Annotated in this window: 25 protein-coding genes; 12 read left to right on the top strand and 13 right to left on the bottom strand. The window is 72.1% G+C overall.

From position 1 onward, the window contains the following. Positions 1 to 64: 64 nt before the first annotated feature. Both ACZ4YL_RS37325 and ACZ4YL_RS37320 read right to left on the bottom strand, forming a co-directional pair. On the bottom strand, positions 65 to 997 hold the full coding sequence (locus ACZ4YL_RS37325; protein ID WP_468122642.1) for a D-alanyl-D-alanine carboxypeptidase family protein: 933 nt from the start codon (positions 995 to 997) through the stop codon (positions 65 to 67). Between the two features lie 160 nt (positions 998 to 1,157). Then, complete coding sequence (locus ACZ4YL_RS37320; RefSeq protein ID WP_468122685.1) at positions 1,158 to 1,775, bottom strand: flavin reductase family protein; 618 nt, start codon at positions 1,773 to 1,775, stop codon at positions 1,158 to 1,160. Between the two features lie 154 nt (positions 1,776 to 1,929). Between ACZ4YL_RS37320 and ACZ4YL_RS37315 the strand changes: the two genes are divergently transcribed. Beyond that, complete coding sequence (locus ACZ4YL_RS37315; RefSeq protein WP_468122641.1) at positions 1,930 to 2,835, top strand: hypothetical protein; 906 nt, start codon at positions 1,930 to 1,932, stop codon at positions 2,833 to 2,835. A 148-nt stretch (positions 2,836 to 2,983) separates the two neighbouring features. Further along, a complete protein-coding gene (locus tag ACZ4YL_RS37310; protein WP_468122639.1) occupies positions 2,984 to 3,769 on the top strand; it encodes a VOC family protein in 786 nt (261 codons plus the stop codon). An 18-nt stretch (positions 3,770 to 3,787) separates the two neighbouring features. Here the strand turns inward: ACZ4YL_RS37310 and ACZ4YL_RS37305 are convergent, their stop codons facing one another. From ACZ4YL_RS37305 to ACZ4YL_RS37290, 4 genes are all read right to left on the bottom strand, one after another. Further along, entirely contained in the window at positions 3,788 to 4,588 is an 801-nt protein-coding gene (locus ACZ4YL_RS37305; protein ID WP_468122637.1) for an enoyl-CoA hydratase/isomerase family protein, read from the bottom strand. A gap of 224 nt (positions 4,589 to 4,812) precedes the next feature. Then, positions 4,813 to 7,047, bottom strand: coding sequence for an acetate--CoA ligase family protein (locus tag ACZ4YL_RS37300; protein ID WP_468122635.1), 2,235 nt, complete (start codon positions 7,045 to 7,047; stop codon positions 4,813 to 4,815). A 259-nt stretch (positions 7,048 to 7,306) separates the two neighbouring features. Beyond that, positions 7,307 to 7,753: a hypothetical protein gene (locus tag ACZ4YL_RS37295; RefSeq protein ID WP_468122633.1), complete on the bottom strand. Its 447-nt coding sequence runs from the start codon at positions 7,751 to 7,753 to the stop codon at positions 7,307 to 7,309. Further along, positions 7,750 to 8,943: a flavin-containing monooxygenase gene (locus tag ACZ4YL_RS37290; protein ID WP_468122631.1), complete on the bottom strand. Its 1,194-nt coding sequence runs from the start codon at positions 8,941 to 8,943 to the stop codon at positions 7,750 to 7,752. The genes ACZ4YL_RS37295 and ACZ4YL_RS37290 overlap by 4 nt, the downstream gene beginning before the upstream one ends. 205 nt (positions 8,944 to 9,148) lie before the next feature. Between ACZ4YL_RS37290 and ACZ4YL_RS37285 the strand changes: the two genes are divergently transcribed. Together ACZ4YL_RS37285 and ACZ4YL_RS37280 are read left to right on the top strand one after the other, a co-directional pair. After that, positions 9,149 to 9,601: a DoxX family protein gene (locus tag ACZ4YL_RS37285; RefSeq protein ID WP_468122629.1), complete on the top strand. Its 453-nt coding sequence runs from the start codon at positions 9,149 to 9,151 to the stop codon at positions 9,599 to 9,601. Next, positions 9,598 to 10,026, top strand: a complete 429-nt coding sequence (locus tag ACZ4YL_RS37280; RefSeq protein ID WP_468122627.1) for a Zn-ribbon domain-containing OB-fold protein — start codon at positions 9,598 to 9,600, stop codon at positions 10,024 to 10,026. The genes ACZ4YL_RS37285 and ACZ4YL_RS37280 overlap by 4 nt, the downstream gene beginning before the upstream one ends. 18 nt (positions 10,027 to 10,044) lie before the next feature. Here the strand turns inward: ACZ4YL_RS37280 and ACZ4YL_RS37275 are convergent, their stop codons facing one another. Genes ACZ4YL_RS37275 through ACZ4YL_RS37265 form a run of 3 tightly spaced genes read right to left on the bottom strand, consistent with a single transcriptional unit; the run spans position 10,045 to position 12,489 of the window. After that, positions 10,045 to 10,719, bottom strand: coding sequence for a pyridoxine/pyridoxamine 5'-phosphate oxidase (locus tag ACZ4YL_RS37275; protein ID WP_468122625.1), 675 nt, complete (start codon positions 10,717 to 10,719; stop codon positions 10,045 to 10,047). A 60-nt stretch (positions 10,720 to 10,779) separates the two neighbouring features. Then, on the bottom strand, positions 10,780 to 11,358 hold the full coding sequence (locus ACZ4YL_RS37270) for an HD domain-containing protein (protein WP_468122623.1): 579 nt from the start codon (positions 11,356 to 11,358) through the stop codon (positions 10,780 to 10,782). A gap of 12 nt (positions 11,359 to 11,370) precedes the next feature. After that, entirely contained in the window at positions 11,371 to 12,489 is a 1,119-nt protein-coding gene (locus tag ACZ4YL_RS37265; protein ID WP_468122621.1) for a helix-turn-helix domain-containing protein, read from the bottom strand. Between the two features lie 158 nt (positions 12,490 to 12,647). Between ACZ4YL_RS37265 and ACZ4YL_RS37260 the strand changes: the two genes are divergently transcribed. Beyond that, positions 12,648 to 12,950: a DUF6415 family natural product biosynthesis protein gene (locus ACZ4YL_RS37260; protein WP_468122619.1), complete on the top strand. Its 303-nt coding sequence runs from the start codon at positions 12,648 to 12,650 to the stop codon at positions 12,948 to 12,950. A 645-nt stretch (positions 12,951 to 13,595) separates the two neighbouring features. On the opposite strand, the gene ACZ4YL_RS37255 is transcribed toward ACZ4YL_RS37260, so the two are convergent. Then, positions 13,596 to 14,018 (bottom strand): hypothetical protein, encoded by a 423-nt coding sequence (locus tag ACZ4YL_RS37255; protein WP_468122617.1) that lies wholly within the window; start codon positions 14,016 to 14,018, stop codon positions 13,596 to 13,598. A gap of 942 nt (positions 14,019 to 14,960) precedes the next feature. Here ACZ4YL_RS37255 and ACZ4YL_RS37250 point away from each other — a divergent pair. Beyond that, entirely contained in the window at positions 14,961 to 15,167 is a 207-nt protein-coding gene (locus ACZ4YL_RS37250) for a DUF4287 domain-containing protein (protein ID WP_468122615.1), read from the top strand. Between the two features lie 27 nt (positions 15,168 to 15,194). On the opposite strand, the gene ACZ4YL_RS37245 is transcribed toward ACZ4YL_RS37250, so the two are convergent. Next, a complete protein-coding gene (locus tag ACZ4YL_RS37245) occupies positions 15,195 to 16,412 on the bottom strand; it encodes a thiolase C-terminal domain-containing protein (protein WP_468122613.1) in 1,218 nt (405 codons plus the stop codon). A 157-nt stretch (positions 16,413 to 16,569) separates the two neighbouring features. On the opposite strand from ACZ4YL_RS37245, the gene ACZ4YL_RS37240 reads away from it, so the two are divergent. The 3 genes from ACZ4YL_RS37240 to ACZ4YL_RS37230 all read left to right on the top strand — a co-directional run bounded on the left by ACZ4YL_RS37240 (position 16,570) and on the right by ACZ4YL_RS37230 (position 19,278). Then, the gene (locus ACZ4YL_RS37240) at positions 16,570 to 17,865 is read left to right on the top strand and encodes an acyl-CoA dehydrogenase family protein (protein WP_468122611.1); all 1,296 of its coding nucleotides are present in this window, start codon (positions 16,570 to 16,572) and stop codon (positions 17,863 to 17,865) included. Further along, entirely contained in the window at positions 17,865 to 18,338 is a 474-nt protein-coding gene (locus tag ACZ4YL_RS37235) for a nitroreductase family deazaflavin-dependent oxidoreductase (protein WP_468122609.1), read from the top strand. The genes ACZ4YL_RS37240 and ACZ4YL_RS37235 overlap by 1 nt, the downstream gene beginning before the upstream one ends. 64 nt (positions 18,339 to 18,402) lie before the next feature. Then, complete coding sequence (locus ACZ4YL_RS37230; RefSeq protein WP_468122607.1) at positions 18,403 to 19,278, top strand: RNA-guided endonuclease InsQ/TnpB family protein; 876 nt, start codon at positions 18,403 to 18,405, stop codon at positions 19,276 to 19,278. A gap of 33 nt (positions 19,279 to 19,311) precedes the next feature. Here the strand turns inward: ACZ4YL_RS37230 and ACZ4YL_RS37225 are convergent, their stop codons facing one another. Next, positions 19,312 to 19,959, bottom strand: a complete 648-nt coding sequence (locus ACZ4YL_RS37225) for a TetR family transcriptional regulator (protein ID WP_189971482.1) — start codon at positions 19,957 to 19,959, stop codon at positions 19,312 to 19,314. A 342-nt stretch (positions 19,960 to 20,301) separates the two neighbouring features. Here ACZ4YL_RS37225 and ACZ4YL_RS37220 point away from each other — a divergent pair, with 342 nt between their 5' ends. The 3 genes from ACZ4YL_RS37220 (at position 20,302) to ACZ4YL_RS37210 (ending at position 24,291) form a co-directional block, all read left to right on the top strand. Continuing rightward, the gene (locus tag ACZ4YL_RS37220; protein ID WP_468122605.1) at positions 20,302 to 21,096 is read left to right on the top strand and encodes a VOC family protein; all 795 of its coding nucleotides are present in this window, start codon (positions 20,302 to 20,304) and stop codon (positions 21,094 to 21,096) included. A gap of 226 nt (positions 21,097 to 21,322) precedes the next feature. Next, positions 21,323 to 23,725 (top strand): protein serine/threonine kinase AfsK, encoded by a 2,403-nt coding sequence (gene afsK, locus ACZ4YL_RS37215; protein ID WP_468122603.1) that lies wholly within the window; start codon positions 21,323 to 21,325, stop codon positions 23,723 to 23,725. Between the two features lie 68 nt (positions 23,726 to 23,793). Next, positions 23,794 to 24,291: a peptidylprolyl isomerase gene (locus ACZ4YL_RS37210; protein WP_327263017.1), complete on the top strand. Its 498-nt coding sequence runs from the start codon at positions 23,794 to 23,796 to the stop codon at positions 24,289 to 24,291. Positions 24,292 to 24,361: 70 nt separating this feature from the next. Here the strand turns inward: ACZ4YL_RS37210 and ACZ4YL_RS37205 are convergent, their stop codons facing one another. Next, a complete protein-coding gene (locus ACZ4YL_RS37205) occupies positions 24,362 to 24,826 on the bottom strand; it encodes a hypothetical protein (RefSeq protein ID WP_468122600.1) in 465 nt (154 codons plus the stop codon). Positions 24,827 to 24,836: the final 10 nt, after the last annotated feature.

Genomic DNA, 24,836 nt, shown 5'->3' with positions numbered 1-24,836 from the left:
CGGCTCGGCTCCCCCGCCGGCGGGATCGTACCCGCCGGCGGAGGAGCCGTGAACCGGGTCACCGTCAGTCGAGGACGTCCGGGATCGGGTCGGTGTTGCCGCGCTGCAGTGCCGCCCCGGAGCCGGCGCTCGAACCGAGCGCCCAGTCCATGAGCTTCATGGCGTCCGCGTAGCGCTCCTCGTCGTTCAGCAGGACGCCGATGACGGTCTTGCCGTTGCGGGTCGCGGAGTAGACGAGGCACTTGCCCGCGGCGGTGCCGGTGCCGGTCTTGACGCCGATCGCACCCGGGTACGCGTAGCCGGTGGGACGCTCCCTGATCAGCAGGTTGCTGTTGCCCCACGTGGCGTCGGTCGAGGTGCCGCCCGTGCTGTAGGTCTTCGCCTGCACGAGCTTGGGGAAGGTGACGCCCGACATCGCGGACTTGGTGAGCTTCGCGAGGTCGCGCGGGGTCGTGAGGTTCTTGCCGGTCGGCGAGATGCCGTCGAAGGAGTCGTAGACGGTCTTGGTCATGCCCAGCGACTTCGCCCTGGCGTTCATCTGTGCGATGAAGTCCGCCTTGCGGGCCGCCGTGGTCGTGCCCTTGCCGAAGGTGTCGGCGAGCGCGTAGGCCGCGTCGCAGCCCGACGGGAGCATCAGCCCGTAGAGCAGCTGGCGGACCGTCGGGGTGGCGCCCACCTTCAGGTGGGCCGAGCTCGCGCCCTCGCGGACGACGTAGTCCGCGTACTCCTTCTTGACGGTGACCTTCTTGTTGAGGTCCACATTGGGCGTACGGAGCACGACGTGGGCCGTCATGATCTTCGTGGTGCTCGCCCCCTGCCGCTGGGTGTCAGCGGCCTTGCCGGCGAGCGTGGCCCCGCTGGTGCCGTCGATCAGGATCGCGCCGGCGGCCGTGACGGGAGGCGCGGCGACCGGAGCCGCCGACGAGGTCGGCGAGGCGGCGACCAGGAGGGCCCCGGTGGCGACCGTGACGGCGACCGCGCCGCGCGTGCGGCGCATCAGGTTCAGTATCAAATCAAATCCCCGCGTATCCGAAGAATCCCGAAGGGTCTGGAGCACCGAGGTGCCCCAGCCCGGGGGGGAGCTTACGCAGCGGACGGACGCAGGGACATCGAACTGCGAGAGCAGGAACGGTCGGGCCCGTCCGGCGGCCGGCCCGTCAGTCGGCGAGACGTCCGAAGCGGCCCTTGTGGAAGAGGAGCGGCTCGCCCTCGCCGGCCGCGCCCATGGCCACCACCCGGCCCACGACGATGAGGTGGTCCCCGCCGGTGTGGACGGCCTGGATCCGGCAGTCGATCCAGGCGGGCACGGCGTCGAGCTGCGGTGATCCCGTGACGGGTGCGGGTGTGTGGGTCACCCCGGCGAACTTGTCCGCGCCGCTGACGGCGAAGGACCGGCACAAATCACCCTGTGCGGCGCCGAGGATGTTGACGCAGAACACCCCGGCGCGGGCGATCCGCGGCCAGGTGGTCGAGGTGCGGGCCACCATGAAGGTGACCAGGGGCGGGTCGAGGGACAGCGAGGCGAAGGACTGACAGGCGAAGCCGGCCGGGCCCTCCTCGTCCTCGCCGGGTGGTGCGGTGATGACGGTGACCCCGCTGGCGAAGTTCCCGAGCACGGCCCGGAACTCGGCGGGGGACACCGGCGCGCGCTCGTCCTCGCCGACGGCCCGCAGGTCGGGACGCGGCAGGGCGTCGACGGACTCGGGTTCCCGCTGCGCCGAGGCGGAGGTGGGGGAGCCGACTGACCTGAGGTATCGGACGACGGTGGCCGCCATCCCTGCATGTCCCATCACAACAACGATTGAAGCTGACGGTTCGTCAGATAGGAAGGGGTGGGAAGGCGGGCGCACTATTTGAACATGTTCAGGAAAAGTGTAGAGTCCCGGTCCGAGAGTCTTGAACGCGTTCAGACAGGGGTGGGTGGGCAGGATGACGCAGGTGACACGGATGCCGCGGGCGGCGGCGGACCGCGGATGGTGGGCGTCGGCACCCGGCGCGGAAGCGGTCTTCGCCGGGCAGTTGCTGATAGGGCTGGCCCTGCTCGTCGCCCTGCCGGAGCCGGACGACGGCTTCGAACTCACCACCCGGGGAAACGGCCTGCTCACCTTCCTCGTCGCAGGGGCCGTGGTCGTCCCCGCCCTGCTGCTGGTCATCGGCATGCTGCACGCCTTCGTCTTCACCCGCCCCGCCCTCGCCCTGGCCCGCCGGACGGGCGAAGTCGCCGCCGCACCGGCCTGGCTCCTCGGCATGTCGGCGGCCTGCGCCTTCTTCCTGTGGCGTGCGGGAGTCCCGTTCCTCCCCACCCTGGCCTGGATCGCGGGCAGCGGCGTACTCCCCCTGCTGGTGGCGGGCCTGGCGCTGCGCACCACCCGGTCGTGCGGCTACGTCGCGACGGCGGCGTACATCACCTCCGGCGTCCTCGCGCTGGCCACCCTGGTCGGCGGGCCGTACGCGACGGACGGGGTCACCACGAACGGCTACGAGCTGCCCGGGTTGCGGCAGCCGCAGTACGCCGGCACGTGGCGCGGTGAGGGCGGCGGGACGGTCCGGATCCGGGAGGGCGGCGAGCTCGCCGTCGAGGACCTCCCGGTCGATCCGGGCGACGGCTCCGTGGCACGCTGCACCGCCACGGGCACCTGGCGGGAACGGCCGGCCGACGCGCGGCTCGACCAGCGGGCCGGGGTGGAACTGATCGTCAGCGGCTGCCCCGGCTGGGAGTCGCAGTGGCAGGAGGCCGGTCCCGCGGCCCGCCGGGAGCTCCACCCGGCCGGCAACACGGGAGCCGGCTCCATGCGTCCCCTGTGGCGCTCCGGCCCGCCGGACGTCCTCGTCTAGTCGTGCCCCCCGGCCGCCGCGCCGAGCATCCCGTACCCCCACACGGGTGAAACCCCCCGCCTCCGTGGGTCCGTACGCCCGGGTGCGGGTGGAGGCTCGGCATCGTGGCAGCGACCTCGTACCGCCGCCGTAGTCCCGGGAGGACCCCATGCTCGGCACCGACTTCACCACCGGATCACCCAACTGGCTAGATCTCGGCAGCCCCGACACCGAGGCGGCCGCCGCGTTCTACAGCGCCGTACTCGGCTGGGAGTTCGTCTCCGCCGGGCCCGAGGCGGGCGGGTACGGGTTCTTCCAGGTCGGCGGCAAGACCGTCGCCGCGCTCGGGCCCCTCACCGAGGAGGGGGCCACGTCCGCCTGGATGCAGCACTTCATGACCCCCGACATCCAGGCCACCGCGACGGCCGTCACCGCCGGCGGCGGCAAGGTCCGGATGGAGCCCATGGACGTCATGGGAGAGGGCTGGCTGGCCCAGTTCACCGACCCGCAGGGCGCCGAGTTCGCCTGCTGGCAGCCCGGGAAGACCGCCGGACTCCAGCTGACCTCCGCCGACAACACGCTGGTGTGGACCGAGCTCCACGTGGCGGACCCCGTCGCCGTCATCGCCTTCTACACCGGGGTGTTCGGCTGGCGCAGCGCCGAAATGCCCGCGCCCGGAATGATGTACCGGGTGCTGAGCACCGCCGACGGGGACCAGCAGGACGCCTCCTTCGGCGGGGTCGCCCCCTTCCTGGGGGAGGGCGATGGCGAGCAGGCGCGCTGGGTGCCGTACTTCGCTTCGGCGGACGTCGACGCCACCGTCGCGGCGGCCAAGGCGAACGGCGGCTCGGTGCTCATGCCGGCCACCGACCTCCCCGAGGTCGGCCGGATCGCCTGGCTGGCCGACCCGGCCGGAGCGGTGTTCGCGCTGCTCAAGCCCGACCCGCGGATGTAGTACGCCGCTGCGGTTCCGTCAGCGGCCGAGGTACTTGGGCGTGCGGCGCTCCACGAAGCTCGCCACGCCCTCGTTCGCATCGGCGGTGGTCATGTTGATCTCCTGGGCGGTGGCCTCGGCGGCGAGCGCGGCCGCCCGGTCGCCGTCCAGGGAGGCATTGACCAGCTGCTTGGTCATGGCCAGGGCCCGGGTGGGCCCCTGGGCGAGCCGCTCGGCCCATTCACGAGCCGTCGCCTCCAACTCCTCCGCCGGAACCACCCGGTTGACCAGACCCAGGCGCTCGGCCTCGGCGGCCGGGACGGCATCGCCGAAGAACATCAGCTCCTTGGCCTTCTGCGGCCCGACGAGCCGGGGCAGCAGATACGCGCCCCCGCCGTCGGGGACCAGGCCGCGGCGGACGAACACCTCGATGAAACGGGCCGGTTCGGCGGCGATCACGAGGTCGCAGGCGAGGGCCAGGTGGGCGCCGATACCGGCGGCCGTGCCGTTGACGGCGGCGAGGACGGGCTTCTCGCAGTCGAGCACGGCCGTGATCAGGCGCTGCGCGCCGAGGCGGATCATACGGGCGACGTCACCGGCGACCCTCTCGCCCGCAGGGGCGCTGCCGCGCAGGTCGGCGCCCGCGCAGAAGCCCTTGCCGGTGGCGGTGACGACGACGGCCCGCACGGCCGGGTCGGCGGAGGCCTCGGCGAGCAGCGCGATGACGCGCTCGCGCTGGTCCCAGGTGACGGCGTTCATGGCCTCGGGGCGGTTGAGGGTGATCCACGAGACGTTGTTCTCGGTGCGGTGGAGGACTTCGTCCTCGGGGGCGCGGGTCATGGGTGGGGCTCCCTTCGTGGTCGGTGGTTGCGGCCTGGTGCCGGTTGCCGCTGCGCGGAGCTTCTCCCCGCCCCGCCCTTTCTCCGTTTCCCGGGCTCTGCCCGGACCCGCGCCTCAAACGCCGGCGAGGCTGGATTTTCAGCCCGTCCGGCGTTTGAGGACCGGGTCCGGGCAGAGCCCGGTTTCGGGAAGGCTCCGCGCAGCGGCGGCCGGGCCCACCGGGGTCAGCGGCAGATGGCGAGCGCGTCCAGCGCCACCGCCCCCTGCCCCCGCGGGAGCACCATCAGCGGGTTGATGTCCAGCTCGGAGAGCTCGTCGCCCAGTTCGAGCGCCATCCGCTGGATGCGCAGGACGACCTCCACCAGGGCGTCCACATCGGCCGGGGGCGCTCCCCGTACGCCCTCCAGCAGTGCATGCCCGCGCAGCTCCCTCAGCATCGCCCGCGCCTGGTCCTCGCCGAACGGCGGCACGCGGACCGCCGCGTCGTGCAGGACCTCCACCAGGACCCCGCCCAGCCCGACGGTGACGGTGGGGCCGAAGAGGTCGTCCTGGGTCACGCCGACGACCATCTCCACGCCCCGCTCCACCATCTGGCAGACCAGGATCCCGTCGAGCGGCACGTTCTCGTAGCGCGCGATGTCGGTCAGCTCCCGGTACGCGTCACGGATCTGGCTCGCCGAAGTGAGGCCGATCTTCACCAGGCCGAGCTCCGTCTTGTGCCCCAGCTGCGGGCCCGAGGCCTTCATCACCACCGGGTAGCCGACCAGCCCGGCCGCGCGGACCGCCGCCGCCGCGCTGGTCACCAGCTGCTCGCGGGGGACCCGTATCCCGTAGGCGCGCAGGAGCTGCTTCGCCGCATGCTCGCTGAGCTGCTGGGACGGCCGCATGAGGGCCTGCGCCTTGCGGTACGAGGGCGAGGGCGTGCGCGGTGCGTCCTCGAACGGGGAGCGATATCCGGCGGTGAAGCGGTGGTGGCCGAGGTAGGCGCGTACGGCGGTGATGCAGTTGCCGAAGGTACGGAAGGTGGCCACGCGGGAGGAGCCGAGGAGGGTGGTGCGGTAGGCGTCCTCGGTGCCGACGGGGGAGCCCCAGATCACGCAGATCAGCTTGTCGCTCTGCTCGGCGGCGTCCACCAGGTCCTGGGCGAGTTTGTCGCTCATGGGCGGGAAGGGGCCGGTGATCGGGCAGATCAGGACGCCCACCTCGGGGTCGGCGAGGATCGCGTCGATGATCTTCCGGCCGCGCCAGTCGCCGACCGGGTGGCCGCCGTTGTCGACGGGGTTGGCGACGTTCAGGTACGGCGGGATCCACTGGTGGAGTTCGTCCTGCTTGGCCTGCGAGAGGGTGGGCAGGGTCAGGCCCGCCTCCGTGGCCAGGTCGGAGAAGTGCGCCCCGGTGCCGCCGGAGATGGAGTAGACGACGACCCCGTCCGCCTTGGGCTTGCGGGCCCGGGCGAGCAGGGCGGCGGTGTCCTGGAGCTCGTCGAGACCGTCGACGCGGATGACGCCGAACTGGCGCATGGCGGCGTCCACGACGGTGTCGGCGCCGGTGAGCTTCCCGGTGTGGGAGGCGGCCATGCGGGCGCCGGTCTCGGTGCGGCCGACCTTGACGGCGACGACGGGGACGCCGTTGCGTGCGGCCCGGTCGGCGGCGAGCAGGAAGGACCGGCCGTCCTTGAGGCCCTCCACGTAGCAGGCGATGGCCCCGACCTCGGGCTGCTCGGCGAAGTAGGAGATGAAGTCGGAGGTCTCCAGGTCCGCCTCGTTGCCGGTGGGCGCCCAGTGGGAGAGCCGGATGCCCAGCTCCTGGAGGGTGTAGACGGGCCGGCCCTGGTGGCCGGACTGGGTGATGAGGGCGATCGCCGGGCCGTCGAGGTCCTCGCGGAACTTCTCGAAGGCGTTGAGGTTGGTGTTGGGGCCCAGCAGGCGCAGGCCGGAGCCGCGGACGGCGGCGCCGAGCCGCTCCTGGGCGGCGGCCCCCGCGTCGCCGGTCTCGGCGAAGCCGGAGGCGAAGGCGACCGCGAACTTGACCTTGGTCTCGGCCAGTTCCTCGATGACGGGGAGCGGGTCGGCGACGAGGAGGACGGCGAGATCCACCTGTTCGGGCAGGTCGGCCACGGAGGCGTGGCAGGTCAGCCCGAAGACGGTGGGGCGGGTGGGGTGCACGGGGTGGATCCGGGCGCCGACGCGCTCCGCCCAGGCGATGAGCTGGCGGGTGATGCCGGTGTTGGGCCGGCCCTCCGTGTCGGAGGCGCCGATGACGGCCACAGACTCGGGCCGGAAGAACCGGTCCAGGTCGGGCACGTCGGCGTGCAGCGGTCGTCCGCTGACGTCCAGGGGGACCGCGTCGTCGGCGGAGGGGGCCGCCGACGAGTGGACGGCGGTCCTGGGAGACTCCCCGCAGGCCTCGACACGTGCGCGGAAGTCGGTGGTGAGGGTGCCGTGAGTAGATCCAAGCATCGTTGCCGCCCGCTCCTGCTCGATGAACCTCGATGGAACTCAATAACTGACGTGTAGTCAGATTACTGAACTGACGTGCCGTCAGGAACAGGGCTGCGCAGGAAAGGTGTGGAGGTGATGTGGTGGAGTGAACGGTGACAGATCCCGCCGGGACCGGTCCAGGGCGCGATTCGGCCGACGCGGCGCGCCCCGACCCCGACCCGACCCGACCCGACCCGACCCGACTCGGCCCGACCCGACTCGGCCCGGCCGTCGCGGCTCAGGCGTGCCAGAGGGCGAACAGCCCGGCGAAGAAGGCCAGGGTGAACGCCGGGACCCACCATGGCGCGGATCCCGCCTCCCGTGCCGAGCGCGACACGCGGGCCAGCAGCCGGGCGTTCAGCAGCCCGGCGGTCAGGCAGTACAGGACCCAGAGCGGCTCGAACAGCCAGGCGGGGGACTCGAAGTAGAAGTTGTAGCCGAGCAGCCAGGTGTCGACCTGGGTGACGACGAGGAAGAGGTGCACGACGAGGAGCCAGGGCATCGTCAGGATCACCGCGATGCTGCGGATCAGCCAGCCGTCCCCGCCGAGCCCCACGCCGCCGGTCATGGACCACACCGTGCACACCGCGAGCAGCACCACGTACCAGCGGGACAGCGGCTCGCTCCAGGCGGTCAGGGCGGCCTCCCGGATCCGTGCCGGAGCGTTCGAGCCGGGCAGCTTCACGAGGCGCCCGCCCCGGACCGCCGGGCGACCGCCTTGGCGATCTTCTCCGCGTCCAGGGCCATCTCCCGGAACATGCCGCTGATGGGGTTGCTGAATCCCGTGAAGTACAGGCCGGGGGCCTGCTCGGGGGTGCGGGCGCCGTGCGTACGCGGGCGGCCGCGCTCGTCGAGCACCCCGAGGTGGCCGACCAGCCCCTCCAGGGCCCGGCGGTAGCCGGTCGCCGCGATCACCGCGTCCGGGGTGATCCGCGAGCCGTCCGCGAGCACCACCTCGGCGCCGTCGAAGGCCTCGACGGCGGCCACCGGCTCCACCTTGCCGCTGCGGACCGCGTCGACCAGACCGACGTCCTGAACCGGTATCGACCCCTGCTTGACCCTGCTGTACAGGCCGGTGGCCGGGCGCGGAAGCCCGTACGCCGACAGGTCCGGGACGGAGGCCCTGGCGACGAGCACCGACAGCCGGTCCACCAGCGGCGCCGGCAGTCGGCGTACGAGGATCCCGCTGCGCTGGGCCGGCCAGCCGGCGGTGGAGCGGCGCATGATGTGCGGCGCGGTGCGCACGGCGAGCCGCACCCGCGCCGCGCCGCCCTCGACGAGGTCGACGGCTATCTCGGCGCCGGTGTTGCCGACGCCGACGACGAGGACGTCCTGGCCGGCGTACGGCTGGGGGTTGCGGTACTCGCCGGCGTGCAGCAGCCGGCCCTCGTACGCGTCCCGGCCCGGCCAGTCGGGGAGCGCGGGCGTGTGGTTGTACCCGGTGGCGACGACCACGGCCGCGGCCGCCAGCTCCCGGCCGCCGCTGGCGTGCAGGGTCCAGCCGCCCTCGCCCTCGGGGCCGGGCCCGGCGGGCTCGATCCGGGTCACCTCCACACCGGTGACCAGCTCCAGCTCGTGGAACTCGGCGTACTTCTCCAGATAGCGCACGACGTTGTCGCGGGAGACCCAGCGCCCGAAGCGGCGCGGCATGGCCAGGCCCGGGAGGGCGGAGAGCCGGCGCGTGGTGTGCAGGCGCAGCCGGTCGTAGTGCTGCCGCCAGGATGCGCCGACCGCGTCGGACTTCTCGACGACCACCGCGCGGACCCCGCGGGCGCGCAGCGCGGCGGCCGCGGCGAGGCCGCCGGGGCCGGCCCCGATGACGTACACGGGGCGGGGCTGGGTGGTCATGTCGGGTGCTGCGGGGTCTTCGGGCATGAGGTGTGATCGTATCGCCACGCTGGGTTGATGGGTCTCGGTCGGGCGGGGAATCGATTGCGGATCGATCACGGGCGCCCGGAACGCCCGCGGGGCCGCGGATCCGCAGCCGGCCGGGGCCTTGCGCGATCGCCCCGGATCCGCTCAACTGACGTACCGTCAGATAGAGCGTGCGCGTCGATCGCGAGAGGGGTGGGGGCTGCCGATGCAGACCATCTGGCTCAGTGGGGCCGAATGGCTCGCCGTGCTCCGGATAGGCCTCGGCCTGTGGTGGCTGGAGAGCTGGCGGCACAAGGACAAGAAGGGCTGGTTCGAGCGCGGCACCGGCATCGCCTGGGCCGCCGACGTCGCCGGCAAACACCGCTGGACCTTCGTCAAGGGCGGCTTCGAACTGGTCGTCGCACCGCGGCCGAAGGCGATGGCGTACATCGTCGTCTACGCGGAACTCGCCCTCGGGCTGGGCCTGGTACTCGGCTTCCTGGCCCCGGTCGCACTGATCGGCGGACTCCTGCTGAACCTGCTCTACCTGGTGCTGATGATCCACGACTGGGCCGAGCAGGGTCAGAACGCGATGATGGCGCTCATCTCCCTCGTCGCCCTCCTCGCCATGTCCTGGCAGACCTGGTCCCTCGACGCGGCGATCGGACTGTTCCTGTGACCGGCACGGTGCGCTACGACCTCCCCGAGGCGGACGAGTTCACCCGCCCCTACTGGGACGCGGCCGCCGAGGGCCGACTGCTCCTGCGGCGCTGCGCCGACTGCGGGCGGGCGCACCACTACCCGCGCGAGTTCTGCCCCTTCTGCTGGGCGGGCGAGGACCGCGTGACGTGGGAGACGGCGAGCGGCCGGGCGACCCTCTACACGTGGTCGGTCATCCACCGCAACGACCTCCCGCCGTTCGGTACGCGCGTCCCGTACACGGCGGCGGTCGTCGACCTCGCCGAAGGCCCGCGGATGATGACCGAGGTGGTGGACTGCGAAGCGGCGGACCTGCGCATCGGCATGCCGCTGACGGTCACCTTCCGCGAGGCCGCGGACGGGGTGTGGGCGGCGGTCTTCCAGCCGGCGCCGCCCCCGGACTGAGGGCCTTCGGACCGGAGGTCAGGGCCAGAGCAGCTCGCGCTCCCAGAACCCGTCCGCGGTACGGGAGTACCGCAGGCGGATGTGCCGGCGTGCGGCGTCACCCTGGAAGAACTCCACCTCGGCGGGGTCCAGCACGTACCGCGTCCAGGTCGGAGCCGGCGCGTCCGGCTCGGCTCCGGCCCGCTCCCAGGCGGCCGCCGAGACCCGCGCCAGCTCCTCGGCGGAGCCGAGCACCTCGCTCTGCCGGCCCGTGAGCGCGGCGGCGAGCGCACCCCGCGAGCGGACCGCCAGGTCCGCCCGGCTCTCCTCGGGCCCGCAGGCGGTGACCCGCCCCCGGACGCGGACCTGGCGGCCCACGGCCGGCCAGTAGAACCCGAGCGCCGCATCCGGGCGCCCGGCCAGCTGCACGCCCTTGGCACTGGTGGCGTGCGAGGCGAAGTGCCAGCCGCGCGCGTCGACGTCGTGCAGCATCAACGTCCGCACATCGGGCCGCCCCTCCCCGTCCACCGTCGCCAGAGTCATGGTGTGCGGCTCCAACTGCCCCGCCCGGGCGGCATGCACGAACCACTCCCGGAACAGCGCCAAGGGCTCCCGGGGCGCGGCGGAGGCATCGAACCCGGGGAGCGGGGAGTCCCACACGCGCAGGGAATGCAGAGTGGCGCGGAATTCGTCGCTGCTGATCTCGCTGGTCATGCAGCCCATCGAACAACAGGAACCCGCGGGCGGGCCACTCCCATCCGCCGTTCGTACGGCTCAGCCCTTTTCGCCGATGGCCGCCCGCAACCAGCCGAGCGGATCCTGCCCGAGCAAGTCCTCGGCGAGCCTCTTACCCGCCTCGGTCGTGAGCCTGGCTCGGCTGTTGTCGATCCACCGTTGCGCAGCCTCGTACCCCTGGGCCTTGTACTCGATGCCCTGCAGCATGCACTCCAACTTGTCCGCGTCGCGCGCGCAGACCGCCTCCGGTGAGTCCTTCGACTCGTACTCGGCCACCAGCTCCTGGATCGTCGACGCGAGCACGTCCGGCATACCCGCGGTCTGGTCGGCGGTCACCGCCTGCGGGTCGGCGCTGGTCGCGTATTTCTTCCCAAGGTGGTTGACGTCCCCGGTGCGGGTCTCCTGGGTGTCGTGCCACACGGCGAGGAAGGCGGCACGCGCGGGATCGGCGCCTTCCAGCTTCGCGACGATCGACGCGATGAGAGAGGTGCGCCAGGAGTGCTCCGCGACGCTCTCGGGATCGTTGACGCCGGCCATCCACCAGCCTGTACGGCGGGTGTGCTTGAGCGTGCCGGCCTCGTAGAGGAAGCGCGCCACCGCGGACAGATCGTCAGCCACTGTGTCTCCTTCTTACGCCTCGGCGAGGCGGATCGCGTACCGGATGCCCTCCAGCTCTCGACGCGCACGTGCCGAGGCCGTTGTGCTATCCAATAGCAAGGGCAGCTGTGCTCGCAGCGCCCGCCCGGCATCCGAGCTGGTCCGGAGGAGTCCCGGGCGGGCCGCGAGCAGCGCCCACAGAGTGTGCAGGTTGAGATCGAAGAAGCCGTGCTGGGGGACGAGTCCGGCGACCAGATGCCGGAGCAGCCTGTGGCCGTGCCAGTTCATGACACCGGGGGCGGCAATGAAGTCGTCGGAGAGCTCGGGGTGCCCCGATTCCCCGATCCAGTAGGCCCAGTAGCTCAGGTTGGCGGCCTCGCCGGCGTCCTGGTCATCCAGCGTGGTCGAGATGAAGTGCTGCATCCGGTCCCGGTCTCCCCGGCGGGCGGCCACGGCGGCGACGGAGCGGGAGGTGAGCCACTGAGTGAGCCAGTCGGAGGGCTGCTCGGTCTTTCGCTGCTGGGTGAGCCAGTCGGAAGTGTCGGCCGCGTCGTCGTAGCCCGCGAGGTAAAGGGCCTGCCTCCGAAGGAGGAACTGGCGACCGGTGTGGGCCTCCTCTGCCATGCGCCGCATGTGGCAGAAGAACCTGAGGCGCTCCTCGCTGCTGAGCTCGGGCCGGTCGGCGGCGGGACCCCGGCGAGGCCGTGACGGGGCCTGGAGGGCGCGCATCGGCTCTGGGGTGACCCCGTTCAGCGGCCAGGCGAGCACCTCTACGAGATCACGCCGCATGACCCACGCCCCGAGCGGGCTGTTGGCGGGCGCCCCCTCGTCGTCAAGAGCGCTGGCCAGCAGGACGTCAGCTTCCAGCGCCTTCTCCAGGGCAAGGAGCGGGGCGGCTCCGGCACCCATCCTCATCAGCCGGTGTCGGTGTGCCAGCATCTGGCCGACGGCCAGGGCAGTCATGGGGCGCCTACCGGTCTCCCATCCGGCGATGGTGTCCGCCGAGACGGCGAAGGCCTCGGCGAGGGTCTCCTGGGTATGGCCTAGCTGCTCCCGGATGACGCGGAACACGTAGCCGGAGACCAGTCCGCAGCGGCTTCGCCGCCGGCCGCCCTGACCACCGGTCAGGGCGATGGTCGGGTTGCTGCTCATGACGCTCCCTATGCCGAGGCGTGCTGCCAAGTAACCCGTACTGATGGTCACTTCGGGCGAGGCGGTCGGAAATCTACGCTCAAAGCCGTGGTCGCCCGACTGCTCAGCGTAGCGGCGGGAGCCAGAGGAGACCCGCAGACGACGGTAGGGAGACTGCCATGACGAGCGCACGAAGCGACCTTGAGACGAGCGCAGACCTCGTGAGGAGGGCGCTCGTCCCGTACAACCGGAAGCCCGACGATGTCGACGTCGAAATCCTCGCCGAGCGGCTCCTGGAGTATGGCAGCCTGCTCTTGGTCGAGGTCGTAGACCTCAAGGAGTCGGCAGCTCCACTGGCTGACTGGCACACGCTCACGAGTGAAGGTCCGAACGGCGGGCCGTTGGGGCAATGGAACTACGCCCGCGGCCTGGCCAGGACGGTCCGCCGGATGCTCGCACTGCTGAACGAGGCCACTCAGTGAGCGTCGAGTACTGCGTGTACTGCGACAAGAGCGTCCCTGCCATCCCCGTCAACCGGGTCGGCCCTGACTTCTCCGCGTCCGCGGTCCGGCCACCCGCGTACGCGCACCCCGACTGCTCTCTCAAGAAGTCCCGCGGCTCGTCCCGGACCGACGCGGTCGGTACCCGCACTCGGGAGACTCCGTGACGGCGGCCACGCGACTCCGGAGGGCGGGAGCGGCTCGGGCGGTATCAGGGATGTGTATGGGGGTTTCCCGTCAGTCTCATCGTCCCTCCGTGTCGAGCCGGTCCCTCAAGGGCGCTCCTTCGTCGCGTCACTGCGTGATGGCCTTCGGCCACCCTTGACCGACCGTCCCGCCCCGGAGAAACGAAAGACTTCCGGGAAGCCCCCAAAGGAACGGGCCGGGCACTCAAGGATCAGGACGGGGCGGTCAGAGATGCGCTGCCTGGTCGGGCGCGAAGAGCCATGACCGGGAGGCGGGGCCCATCACAGACCAGGGCCCGGGTCGGGGGAAGCGCGTCCGATCGCTACGCGCTCCTCATCTCTCAGCGTCCCCACACCGTCCTGGGCTGGACATGGGCCGCCCACGCTCCTCGGTCCGGCGCTCGATATGCGTCCGACGACCGCCGGTGGTCGGGCCGTCCCGTCACGGAGTGCCCTCTTGGGTCACACCGATGTGGGTCCAGTCTCCGAACTGTCCGGCCGGGAAGTCCTTCAGGTGCGCGTAGTTGCCGCTCTCATCGAGTTCGCCCGATGCGGCTACCCGTGTGTCCTTGTTGTAGAAGAAGAGCTTGCGGCGGGTCGGCACGATGTGGGTCCAGCTCCCGAACTGTCCGGCCGGGAAGCTCTTCAGGTGCACGTAGTTGCCGCTGGCGTCGAGCTTGCCCGATCCGGCGGCCCGTGTGTCCCTGCTGTAGAAGAAGAGCTTGGAGGCACCGTCGTCGAAGGCGATGTGGCTCCACTTGCCGAACTGTCCGGCCGGGAAGTCCTTCAAGCTGACGTATTCGCCACTGGCACCGAGCTTGCCCGTTCCTGCGGCTCCCGTGTCCTTGCTGTAGAAGAAGAACATAACGCCGCCTCCTGATGTCCCTGCGTTCCGTCCACGTCGTCCGGATCCCTACGGGCCATCCTGCGCGTGACGAACCTCCATGGCGCGCGGGTGGGGCCATGCGGGTGAGAGGCGCCCGGCGACCGATGGCGGTCCGGAGCTGAAGAGAGCCGCCGAGAGGGGCTGACGGCTCACAGCTCGACCATTCCGTCGTGGAGCCGGGGCGGCGCGATCGCGACATCACAACCCACCCTCGAACGCGGGTTTCGGGCGCCCCGCGTGCGCTGACCCGCATCCACGACGACATAGCCGCTGTCCCACGCCTTTCCGCCTCGGACAGCCGCCCGACGCCTCCCGAGAGGAGCGACCAAGGGCCTTGGGCGGCTTGTGCCCGGCCCCGGACGGTCGTCGGACGCAGGTCGACCGCCGGATCGAGCGCGTGGGGGGCCTATGTCCAGCCCAGGACGGTGTGGGGACGCTGAGAGGTGAGGAGCGCGTAGCGGTGGGGCGCGCCCCACCGACCCGGGCCCCGGTGTGGATGGGCCCCGTCTCGGGAACGTGCCCCTACCGGGATCGTCCTGGGCGTCTCTGATCACCCCGTCCTGATCCTTGAGTGCCCGGCCCGTTCCTTTGGGGGTTTCCCGGCTGTCCTCGTATGTCCGGGGCGGGACGGTCGGTCAAGGGTGGCCGCAGGTCATCACGCAGTGACGCGACCGAAGGGAGCGCCCTTGAGGGACCGGCCCGACACGGAGAGACGATGGGACTGACGGGAAACCCCATACGCCACTCTGATGCCGCCCGAGCAGCTCCCGCCTCCCGAAGCCCTGCCCTCCCGCCCCCGAAGAAATCTTCCGTCCCACCGATGAGTTCTCGTCCCCGACGCAGTCATACCTACGAGACCGCACCGCACAGCACAGCCCCGCACCGCACACACCCCCACCCCCCCCTGGAGGGACACGCATCATGGCCGAGACAGCGAAGGGCCCCGCCAGCTACTTCCCCTCGATCGAGAAGAAGTACGGACGTCCGATCGGGGAGTGGCAGGACCTCATTCGGTCCTCGCCGCTGACCAAGCACATGGAGCTCGTCTCGTGGCTCAAGACCGAGCACGGTCTGGGGCACGGTCACGCCAGCGCCCTCGTGGCGCACACCCTCGCCGAGGGCAAGTAGCGGTCCCCGCCCCCGGGCGGGGGCCGGTCATCCCCGCCCCAGCAGGACCGTTCCCGACGAGCAGAACCAGCCGCCCGTGCCCGAGGCCAGGGCGACCTCCGGGAGGCGGCCGCCGGGTTTGGTGACCTGGCCGGCCCCCGCCTCGCCGCGGAGTTGGCGGACGGCCTCGACCAGGAGGAACAGCCCGCGCATGCCGGGGTGGCAGGCCGATAGGCCGCCGCCGTCGGTGTTGACCGGGAGTTCCCCGTCGCGCAGCAGGCGGCCCTTCTCCACGAAGGCCCCGCCCTCGCCCTTCGCGCAGAAGCCGAGGTCCTCCAGGGTCACCAGGGTCATGTAGGTGAAGGCGTCGTAGATCTCCGCGAGGTCCACGTCCGCCGGGGTGAGGCCGGCCCGTTCGAAGGCGATGCGGCCCGACACCGCCGCCGGGGACACCGTGAAGTCCTCCCACTCCGACATGGTGGTGTGGGAGACGGACGTGCCGGCCCCCAGGATCCAGACGGGGGCCTTCGCGGTGTCCGGTACGTAGTCCTCCGCCGCCAGGAGCACCGCGCAGCCGCCGTCCGAGCGGATGCAGCAGTGCAGCTTGGTGAAGGGGTCGGCGATCATGTCGCCGCCGAGTACGTCCTCGACCGTGATCGGGTCGCGGAACATGGCGTCCGGGTTGGTGGCCGCGTTCGCCCGGGCCTGTACGGCCACGGAGGCGAGCTGCTCCAGCGTCGTCCCGTATTCGTGCATGTGGCGGCGGGCGGCCATGGCGTACTTGGAGATCAGTGTGTGGCCGTACGGGACCTCGAACTGCAGCGGTCCCCGCGCGCCGAAGGAGAGGTTGGACGTGCGGCGTCGCGCCTTGATGTCCGCGCGGGCCGTGGAGCCGTAGACCAGGAGTACGGCGTTGGCGTGCCCGGCGGCGATCGCGTCCGCCGCGTGGGCGGCCATGACCTCCCAGGTCGAGCCGCCGACCGAGGTGGAGTCGACCCAGGTGGGGCGCAGGCCCAGGTACTCGGCCACCTCGACCGGTGCGAGCGTGCCGAGGCCGGCCGAGGCGAAGCCGTCGATGACGGAGCGGTGCAGGCCGGAGTCGGCCAGGGCGCGCCGGGCGGCCTGTGCGTGCAGGGCGTAGGGGGTGGGGCCGTCGACCCGGCCGCAGTCCGAGAGGGCGACGCCGACCACCGCGACCCTCCGGCGGGCGCGGGACGTGGGTCCGGATGTGGGTCCCGGTGTGGGTCCAGTTGTGGGTCCAGGCATGAGGGGACGGTATATCTGACGAAGTGTCAGACGCTAGACCCCGCCGTGCAACCCACCCCCGCCGCCCCCTGTGCATCTGTCCCCGCCGGGCCTAATATGACGGCCCGTCAGATGCCCCCAGCCACCGCTGGGAGGTGCCCCCGGGAGGAGCCCGACGATGGATGCCGCCTTCACCGCGGAGCAGGACGAGATACGCCGTACCCTGCGCGAGATCCTGGGCAAACGCTGCGGCCCCGACGAGGTCAAGGCCGCCGTCCGTACCGCCGCCGGACACGACCGCGAGCTCTGGCAGCAGCTGGCCCGGCAGCTCGGGCTGCCCGGCATCGCCATCGCCGAGGAGTACGGCGGTGTCGGCTGCGCCCCCGCCGACCTGGCCCTGGCCTGCGAGGAGACGGGCCGGGCGCTGCTGCCCTCGCCGCTGCTGGCCACCGCGGCGCTGTGCGTGCCCCTGATCACCGCCCTCGGCACCGAGGCCCAGCGCTCCGCGCTGCTCCCGCCGCTGGCCACGGGCGGGCTGACCGCCGCCCTCGCCGTCAGCGGCCCGGCGCTGGCCACCGCCCTCGCGCTGACCGGCGAGGACACCTCCGGGCAGTGGTCCGGCGGCGGCCGCGCGGGCGGTGTCCAGGCCCGCGCCGTCACCGCCGACGGCTCCGGCGGCGGCTGGCGGCTGTACGGGGAGGCCGTCCAGGTGCTCGACGGGCACAGCGCCGGGCTGCTGCTGGTCGCCGCGCACACCGGCGGCTTCGCGCGCAGCCGCACGCTGCTGTTCCTCGTGCGGGAGGACGCGCCAGGACTCGTACGGTCCCGGCAGACCGTTCTGGACGAGACCCGCCCGCAGGCCAGGATCGAACTGCGGAACGTGACCGCGGAGTTGCTCGGCGACGAAGGGGCGGATGTGCTCGGCGCGCTCGCCGCCACCGGGCGTACGGCCGCTGCCGTGCTGGCCGCCGAGGCCGTCGGCGCGGCCGGCCAGGCGCTGGCCCGCACGGTGGAGTACGTACGCGGGCGCGAGCAGTTCGGCCGGGCGATCGGCTCCTTCCAGGCGGTCAAGCACCGCCTCGCCGACCTGTACGTGCAGGTGCAGGCGGCCCGCTCGGCGGCCTATTACGCCGCCTGGGACCCGGACCAGGGGGGCCTCGCGCTCGCCCAGGCCCTGGAGGCCCTACGGGTGACCGCGGGCGAGGCGATCCAGCTGCACGGCGGCATCGGCTTCACCTGGGAGCACGACGCGCACCTCTACTTCAAGCGGGCGGCGGCCGACGAGCTGCTGTTCGGCCCGGTCCACCGGCTGCGGGCGCACGCCGCCGACCGCGCGGGCCTGTTCGCGGACCCGGCGGACCCGGCGGACCCGGCGGCCCGGGCGGCCGCTCCGGCCCCGGCTCCGCCGGAACCTTCGCCCGACCCCACGTCCCCGCCCACGTCCCCGCCCGCACCAGAGAAGGTGGCCGTCTGATGGCTCCCGGCGTCAAGCTGATGCAGAAGGTCTCCTCGACCATGCTCTTCGCCAAGATCGCACCGCACTTCATCCCCGCCATGGACAAGGCGGTGCACAAGCTGACCCGCGGCAAGGTCATCCTCAGCGCCCAGATGCTGCCGGGCGTGATCCTCACCGCCAAGGGTGCCAAGACCGGAGAGCCGCGCACGACCCCGCTCGCCTGCATGCCGGAGGACGGCGGGGCGACGTGGATCCTGATCGGCTCCAACTTCGGCCGGCCCGGGCACCCGGCATGGACCGGGAACCTGCTCAAGCACCCGGACGCGGACGTGAGTTGGCAAGGCCGGGACATCCCCGTCCGGGCCCGGCTGCTGGCGGGTGAGGAACGCGCGGAGGCGTGGCAGGCGGTGCTGAGGTTCTGGCCGCCGTATGCGACGTACCAGGCGCGCATCGAGCGCGAGATTCGGTTGTTCCGCCTGGAGCGTCGCTGATCGCAGGAGTACGGGAGAGGTGCCGGGCGGCGGACCCTGGAGTGGTCCGCCGCCATCGAAGCCAGTGCGCATCGGGCTCCAGCCCGCCCGCGCCATCGGGGGCACGATCCGTAACGCCACGGTGTCCCGGGACGGCGGCGGCTGGCACGTCTCGTTCGGTGTCCATACGGGCCGCAAGCCGGGAATGCCTAACGGGAAGCCCGCGTGCGGGGTGGACTTCGGTGTCGCCGCGTCCGCATTCGTGTCCACCGAGACCACATCCCGCCTCATGCCCCCTTCACTGACGGCCAACGAGAAGAAGCGACTCAAGGCTCTGGAGCAGCGCAAGGCGAGACAGATCACCTACGCGAGGAAGCACAACGGAGGGAAGTACGGGACCCGCCTGCATGCGACGGTCGCCCAGATCGCGAAGCTGACCACCCGGCGGGCTAACCGCCGCCAGGACTTCACGCACAAGCTCACCACCGACCTCGCCAAAAATCACGGCCTGATCGGTGTCGAGGATCTGCGCGTGACGGCCATGACGGCCTCAGCAAAGGGCATCGCCGAAAGGCCGGGCAAGAGCGTCCGCCAGAAGGCCGGACTGAACCGGTCGATCCTCGACGACATCCCGGGAGAGCGGCGGCGACAGCTTGAATACAAAACCCACCTGTTCGGATCCGTACTCGTTGCGGTAGCGCCGTTCCACACCTCCCAGACCTGTGCCGCATGCGGCCAGGTCGATCCCGAATCCCGCAAGGGCTGTGGTCGGTTGTTTGCCTGTACCCACTGTGGGCACGAGGGCGATGCCGACCACGATGCCTCGGTGGAGATCGAGGCCCGAGCCCGCCGGACGGGTGGCTCGGACATCAACAGCACGCGCAGCATCCCCAGGGTGCGAGTCCCGGCCACCGGCCGGAGGCGGATGCGTGAAGCCCCGAAGCCCGCCCACGCGAGTTGAAGGGAATCGCCCCAATCCATGGGGCGAGAATCGTCACTTCGTGGGCTTCTTGCCCGTGATGCCGAGGTGGACGAGCAGCGCCAGGTTCGGCTTGAGCTCGGCCTGCTTGACGCCCCAGGTCTGGAAGCCCTTCTGGTGCGAGGCGACCGCGGCCAGCATCGCGACCAGTGAGCCGGCCATCGCCGCGGGGCTGATGTCCTTGTCGACCTTGCCCTTGGCCTGGAGCTCCTTCATCGATTCCGTGAGGGAGTTGGTGACCGAGTTCAGGATCTTCATGCGGATCTTGTAGAAGCGCTTGTCGCCCTCGGCCGCGCCGAGGTCGACGACCCGCAGGATCGCGTCGTTGCGGCGCCAGAACTCCAGGAAACCCTCGACGAGTTCCTCGGCGGCGGCCCACCCTGACTTGCCGACCCAGGTCCGGCCCTCGACGAGCGACGTCAACTGCGCGCCCTCGGTGGCCATTTGTTCGGCGATCTCCAGGACGGCGCCCTCGACGTCCGGGAAGTACTGGTAGAAGGTCGCGGGGGAGGTGCCGGCCTTGCGGGCGACGTCGATCACTTTGACGTCGCGGTACGGCGAGGAGCTGAGCATCTCGCCGAGGCAGTCGAGCAGCTTCTGCCGCGTCGCCTGGCCGCGCCGGCCGGCGACACGCCCGTCGACGGTGCGTACTTGTCCTGTCATGCCGTCAGCTTACCGAGGGGTGATCGGCGCGCTATTCGGCCGCCTGCAAATGGGGTTACGGGGTCACTGGCCTGGGCGGAAGGCGGTCCCGGGCGGCCGCGCCGGCGCATTCCGGACGGAAATCGGCCCCCGCGCGCCCCCGGCCGGGCCGTGTCCCCGCGCCTGCCGCGCGCCGCCCCCGGCCCCGGTCGTGGCCCGCCCCCCGGCCCGGGCGTGTCGCCCGGTTCCGCAAGATTTCCCCCGAATAGTCTTATCAACAGGCTGTGGACAAGTTTTCGGGCGGATCATGGCTGAGAGGGTTGGGAGGGTACACACCCCCGCACAACGGAAGGAAACGGGCCCATGGCCGCATTCGCGGAAGGCGCACCCTGCTGGGTGGACGCCTCGCTTCCGGACGTCGAGGCGGGCAAGCGCTTCTACGGTGAGCTCTTCGGGTGGACCTTCGCCGAAGGTGCGGGCGCCGAGTACGGCCACTACACGCAGGCCTACAGCCGCGGCCGCAACGTCGCCGCCCTCGCCCCCAAACCCGACGGCCGCATGCCCACCGTCTGGGGGATCTACCTCTACACCACCGACGCCTACGCCTGCGCCCAGCGCATCCGCGCCGCCGGCGGCCAGATGGTGATGGACCCGATGCCGGTCGGCCCGTACGGCACCGCGGCGATGGCCGCCGACCCCGGCGGCGCCGTCTTCGGCCTGTGGCAGCCCGGCACCCACCACGGCTTCGACGCCCAGCAGGAGCCGTACACGTACTGCTGGAGCGAGGTCTACACCCGGGCCCGCGACGCCGTCGACGTCTTCTACGCCAAGGTCTTCGGCTACGTCCCGCAGGACCAGGACGACGCAGGCGTCGAGTACCGCATCTGGTCCCCGCCGGGGACCGCGCCCGGCACGGACACCGCCGTCCTCGGCCGCAGCCTGATCACCGACGCCTTCCCCGAGGCCATGCCCGCGCACTTCCTCGCCTACTTCGCCGTACCGGACTGCGACCAGTCGGTCGCCATGGTGCAGCGGCTCGGCGGCCGGGTCACCGCCGACCCCTTCGACACCCCCTACGGGCGGATCGCGGTCGTCGCCGACAACCAGGGGGCGGTCTTCGGGCTGCTCTCGGAACCCCGCACCAGGCCGGACGCGTAACCCCTGCGCACCGGGCCGCGCAGCCCATATCGCCCCCGTCCCGGGAAGATCGCCGAGCAGATCACACCGCCCGGCTCGACGTGCCGGGGCCGGACCGGGTCCGGGCCTGACAGAATCGGGGTTGCTCGACCCGGGCGGCGCCCGGAGTGAGACGCTGCACGGGGCGGGGCCCCGTGCCGGTGAAGCGGGCCCGCTGAGTGGCCCGTACGGGGAGGTGTGGAGGCGAGTGGTGGAGCAGCTGACGCAGCACGACCCGAGACGGATCGGCCCCTTCGAGGTGCTGGGACGGCTCGGCGCCGGCGGCATGGGGCTGGTCTATCTCGCGCGGTCCGCGTCCGGACGGCGGGTCGCGATCAAGACGGTGCGCACCGAGCTCGCCGAGGACCAGCTCTTCCGCGTCCGCTTCACCCGCGAGGTGGAGGCGGCCCGCGCCGTGTCCGGCTTCTACACCGCGGCCGTGGTCGACGCCGACCCGCGCGCCGCCGTGCCGTGGCTGGCGACCGCCTACGTCCCGGCGCCCTCCCTGGAGGAGATCGTCAACGAGTGCGGGCCCATGCCCGCCCAGGCCGTACGGTGGCTCGCGGCCGGTATCGCCGAGGCCCTGCAGTCCATCCACGGCGCCGGCCTGGTCCACCGCGACCTGAAGCCGTCCAACGTGCTCGTCGTCGAGGACGGCCCGCGCGTGATCGACTTCGGTATCGCGAGCGGGGTCTCCAACACCCGCCTGACCATGACGAACGTCGCCGTCGGCACCCCCGCCTACATGTCGCCCGAGCAGGCCAAGGACTCGCGCAGCGTCAAGGGCGCCAGCGACGTCTTCTCGCTCGGCTCCACCCTCGTCTTCGCCGCGACCGGGCACCCGCCGTACCACGGGGCGAACCCGGTGGAGACGGTCTTCATGCTGCTGCGCGAGGGCCCCAATCTGGAGGGGCTCCCGCCCGAGCTGCGGCCGCTGATCGACTCCTGCATGCAGATGGACGCCACGCTCCGGCCCACCCCGGCCGACCTGCAGGCGCAGCTCGCCCCGCACCTGTTCGACGGCGGCGACGACAGCGGCACCGCCTCGGCGTGGCTGCCCGCCCGGGCCGTCGCGATGATCGAGGCCCGGCGCGCGGGGCACCGCACGCCGCCCGCGCCCGTCCCCGTGGTGCCGGCGCCCGGACCGGGCTCCGGGGGCCGCGGGCCGGCCTCCGAGGCCGTCACGCACCGCCGCCCGCGCGGGGCCGACTCCTGGGTGGACCCGCGTACCGGCCAGGCCGTCCCGCAGCGCCCGCACCACCCGCCGATGTCCCCGGTGCCCTCGGGCGAGCCGGTGCGCCTGGGCGGCTCGCCGGTGCCGATCGGGCCCGGGCCGCGCGCGAGCGCCGCCGCCCCGGCCGCGCACGCCTCCTCCGCCGCCGCGGACTCGGCGACCGGCTGGATCCGCCCGCCCGGCGGGTCGGTGGCCACCCCCTCGGCGGTGCAGCCCGTACCGAGCCCCGCTCCGGCCCCGGACAGCGGCCGCTGGCGGCCGTGGCGCTTCCGGATGTCCAACGAGGTCTGGGGCACCCCGACCGTCGCCGGGAACCTGCTCTACGTGACCTCCTTCGAGGTCCACGCGCTGGACGTGGCGAGCGGCCGCCGCCAGTTCAAGACCCGCGACGTCGCCTGGTCCATGGCGGTCGCCGACGGCCGGATCCACGCCTCCGACGGCCCCTCCCTCTACGCGCTCGACGCCGGCGACGGCTCCGAGCGGTGGCGGCTGTCCACCGACGCCTGGGTGTACGCGCTGCGCGCCGAGCGCGGCACGGTCGTCACCGCCACGCGCGGCGGCGGCGTACAGGGCCGGGAGGCCTCCAACGGCCACAAGCTGTGGGAGCTGACCGGCGCGCAGAGCGACTTCGAGACCCCGGAGGCGGCCCCCGTCCTCCACGACGGCACGGTGTACGTGTGGCAGGACGCCCGGCTGCGCGCCCTGGACGCCCGCACCGGCCGCGAGTCCTGGTCCTACCCGATCGGTGACGCGGCCTCCTGCGGGAACGTGCCCGTGCGGGTCACCCCGGCCCCGGACGGCAACGTCTACGTCGCGGCCGGCACCCGGGTCATCTCGGTGGACCGGGCCTCGGGCCGGGTCCGCTGGCACTTCGAGGCCCCCGCGGTCTTCCTGGCGCCCCCGGCCTTCGCGCCGGGCGCGGCCGTCACGGGCGGCGGGGTCTACCTCGTCGACTACCTGGGCACGGTCTACGCCCTCGACGCGGCCACCGGCCAGGACCGCTGGCGGATCGCGACCGAGGGGCGGCAGTCCTCGGACCCGGTGGTGGTCGCGAACGGCAACGTCCACCTGGGCGCGGGCAGCGCGCTGTACACGCTCGACGCGGTCACCGGCACCCCGAAGTGGCGGTTCGCGGCGGGCGGCGAGATCACCGGCCTGCCGGCGGTCGCGGACGGCCGGGTGCACTTCGGTTCGGCCGACCACTGCCTGTACACCCTGGACGCGGCGGGCGGCCAGCTGCGCTGGAAGCTGGCCACGGGCGGCGAGATCACGGGCGCCCCGGTGGCGGAGGCGGGCGTGGTCTACGCATGCAGCAAGGACCGCTGCGTGTATGCCCTGGACGCGGCGAAGGGTACGGGCACCCGTACGAGCGGTTGACCTGCCCGGAGGCGGGGCTGCGGCCCCGCCGGGTAGCGCACCGCACCGGGAGTGACAGGATGGACCCCATGAGCAACGTCTACTTCGACATCACCATCAACGGCGCCCCCGCCGGCCGCATCGTCTTCGCCCTCTTCGACGAGGTCGTCCCGAAGACGGCGCGCAACTTCCGCGAGCTGTGCACCGGCCAGAACGGCTACGGCTACGCCGGCTCGGGCTTCCACCGCGTCATCCCCCAGTTCATGCTGCAGGGCGGTGACTTCACCAACCACAACGGCACCGGTGGCAAGAGCATCTACGGCGAGAAGTTCGAGGACGAGAACTTCCAGCTGAAGCACGACCGCCCGTACCTGCTGTCGATGGCGAACGCCGGCCGCAACACCAACGGCTCGCAGTTCTTCATCACCACCGTCGTCACCTCGTGGCTCGACGGCAAGCACGTCGTCTTCGGCGAGGTCGTCTCGGGCCAGGAGCTCGTGGACCAGATCGAGGCCCTGGGCTCCCAGTCCGGCGCCCCCAAGGGCAAGGTCGAGATCGCGGCCTCCGGCGTCGTCGACGCCGCCTGATTCCCACCCGCCTGTCCGGCCGGTCGGCCCCGCCCCCTCCGGGGGGCCGGGGCCGCCGCCGTTTCCGGGGTCAGCCGGGAACGGGCGTCGTCGGGGGGAGGGGGCGGGTGCGCGGGGCGGGGCGGCCGCGCATGACCGCTGCGCCCAGGAGGATCAGCGCACCCGCGCCGAGGGCGTTGGCGAGGCCGTCACCGAGGCCCCGGCCGGCGCCGCCCACCGAGAGGCTGCCCACGGCCTGGCCCTGGCGGACCATCCACAGGATCGTGAAGCCGAGTACGACCAGCCCCGCCAGCGCCATCAGCAGCCGCGAGCGGAGCAGCACCGCGCACAGGGTGAGGACCGCGGCGAACAGGTACGGGAGCAGGATCGAGGCCAGCAGGATGGGCGTGTGGCCGGTGATCCCGGCGGAGGTGAAGAGTTCCTGGACGCCGTAGTCGCGTCCGTGACGGCCGTCGTACCAGGCACGGAAGGGGCTCCAGACGGCGGCCGCCGCTCCGATCAGACCCATCAGGGAGCCGAGTGCGTTGCGGAGCATGCCCGGCCCT

The sequence above is a fragment of the Streptomyces sp. NPDC030021 genome (assembly GCF_055574035.1).
Note: the sequence above shows the minus strand (reverse complement) of the source record. Positions and strands in the feature narration are given on the sequence as shown.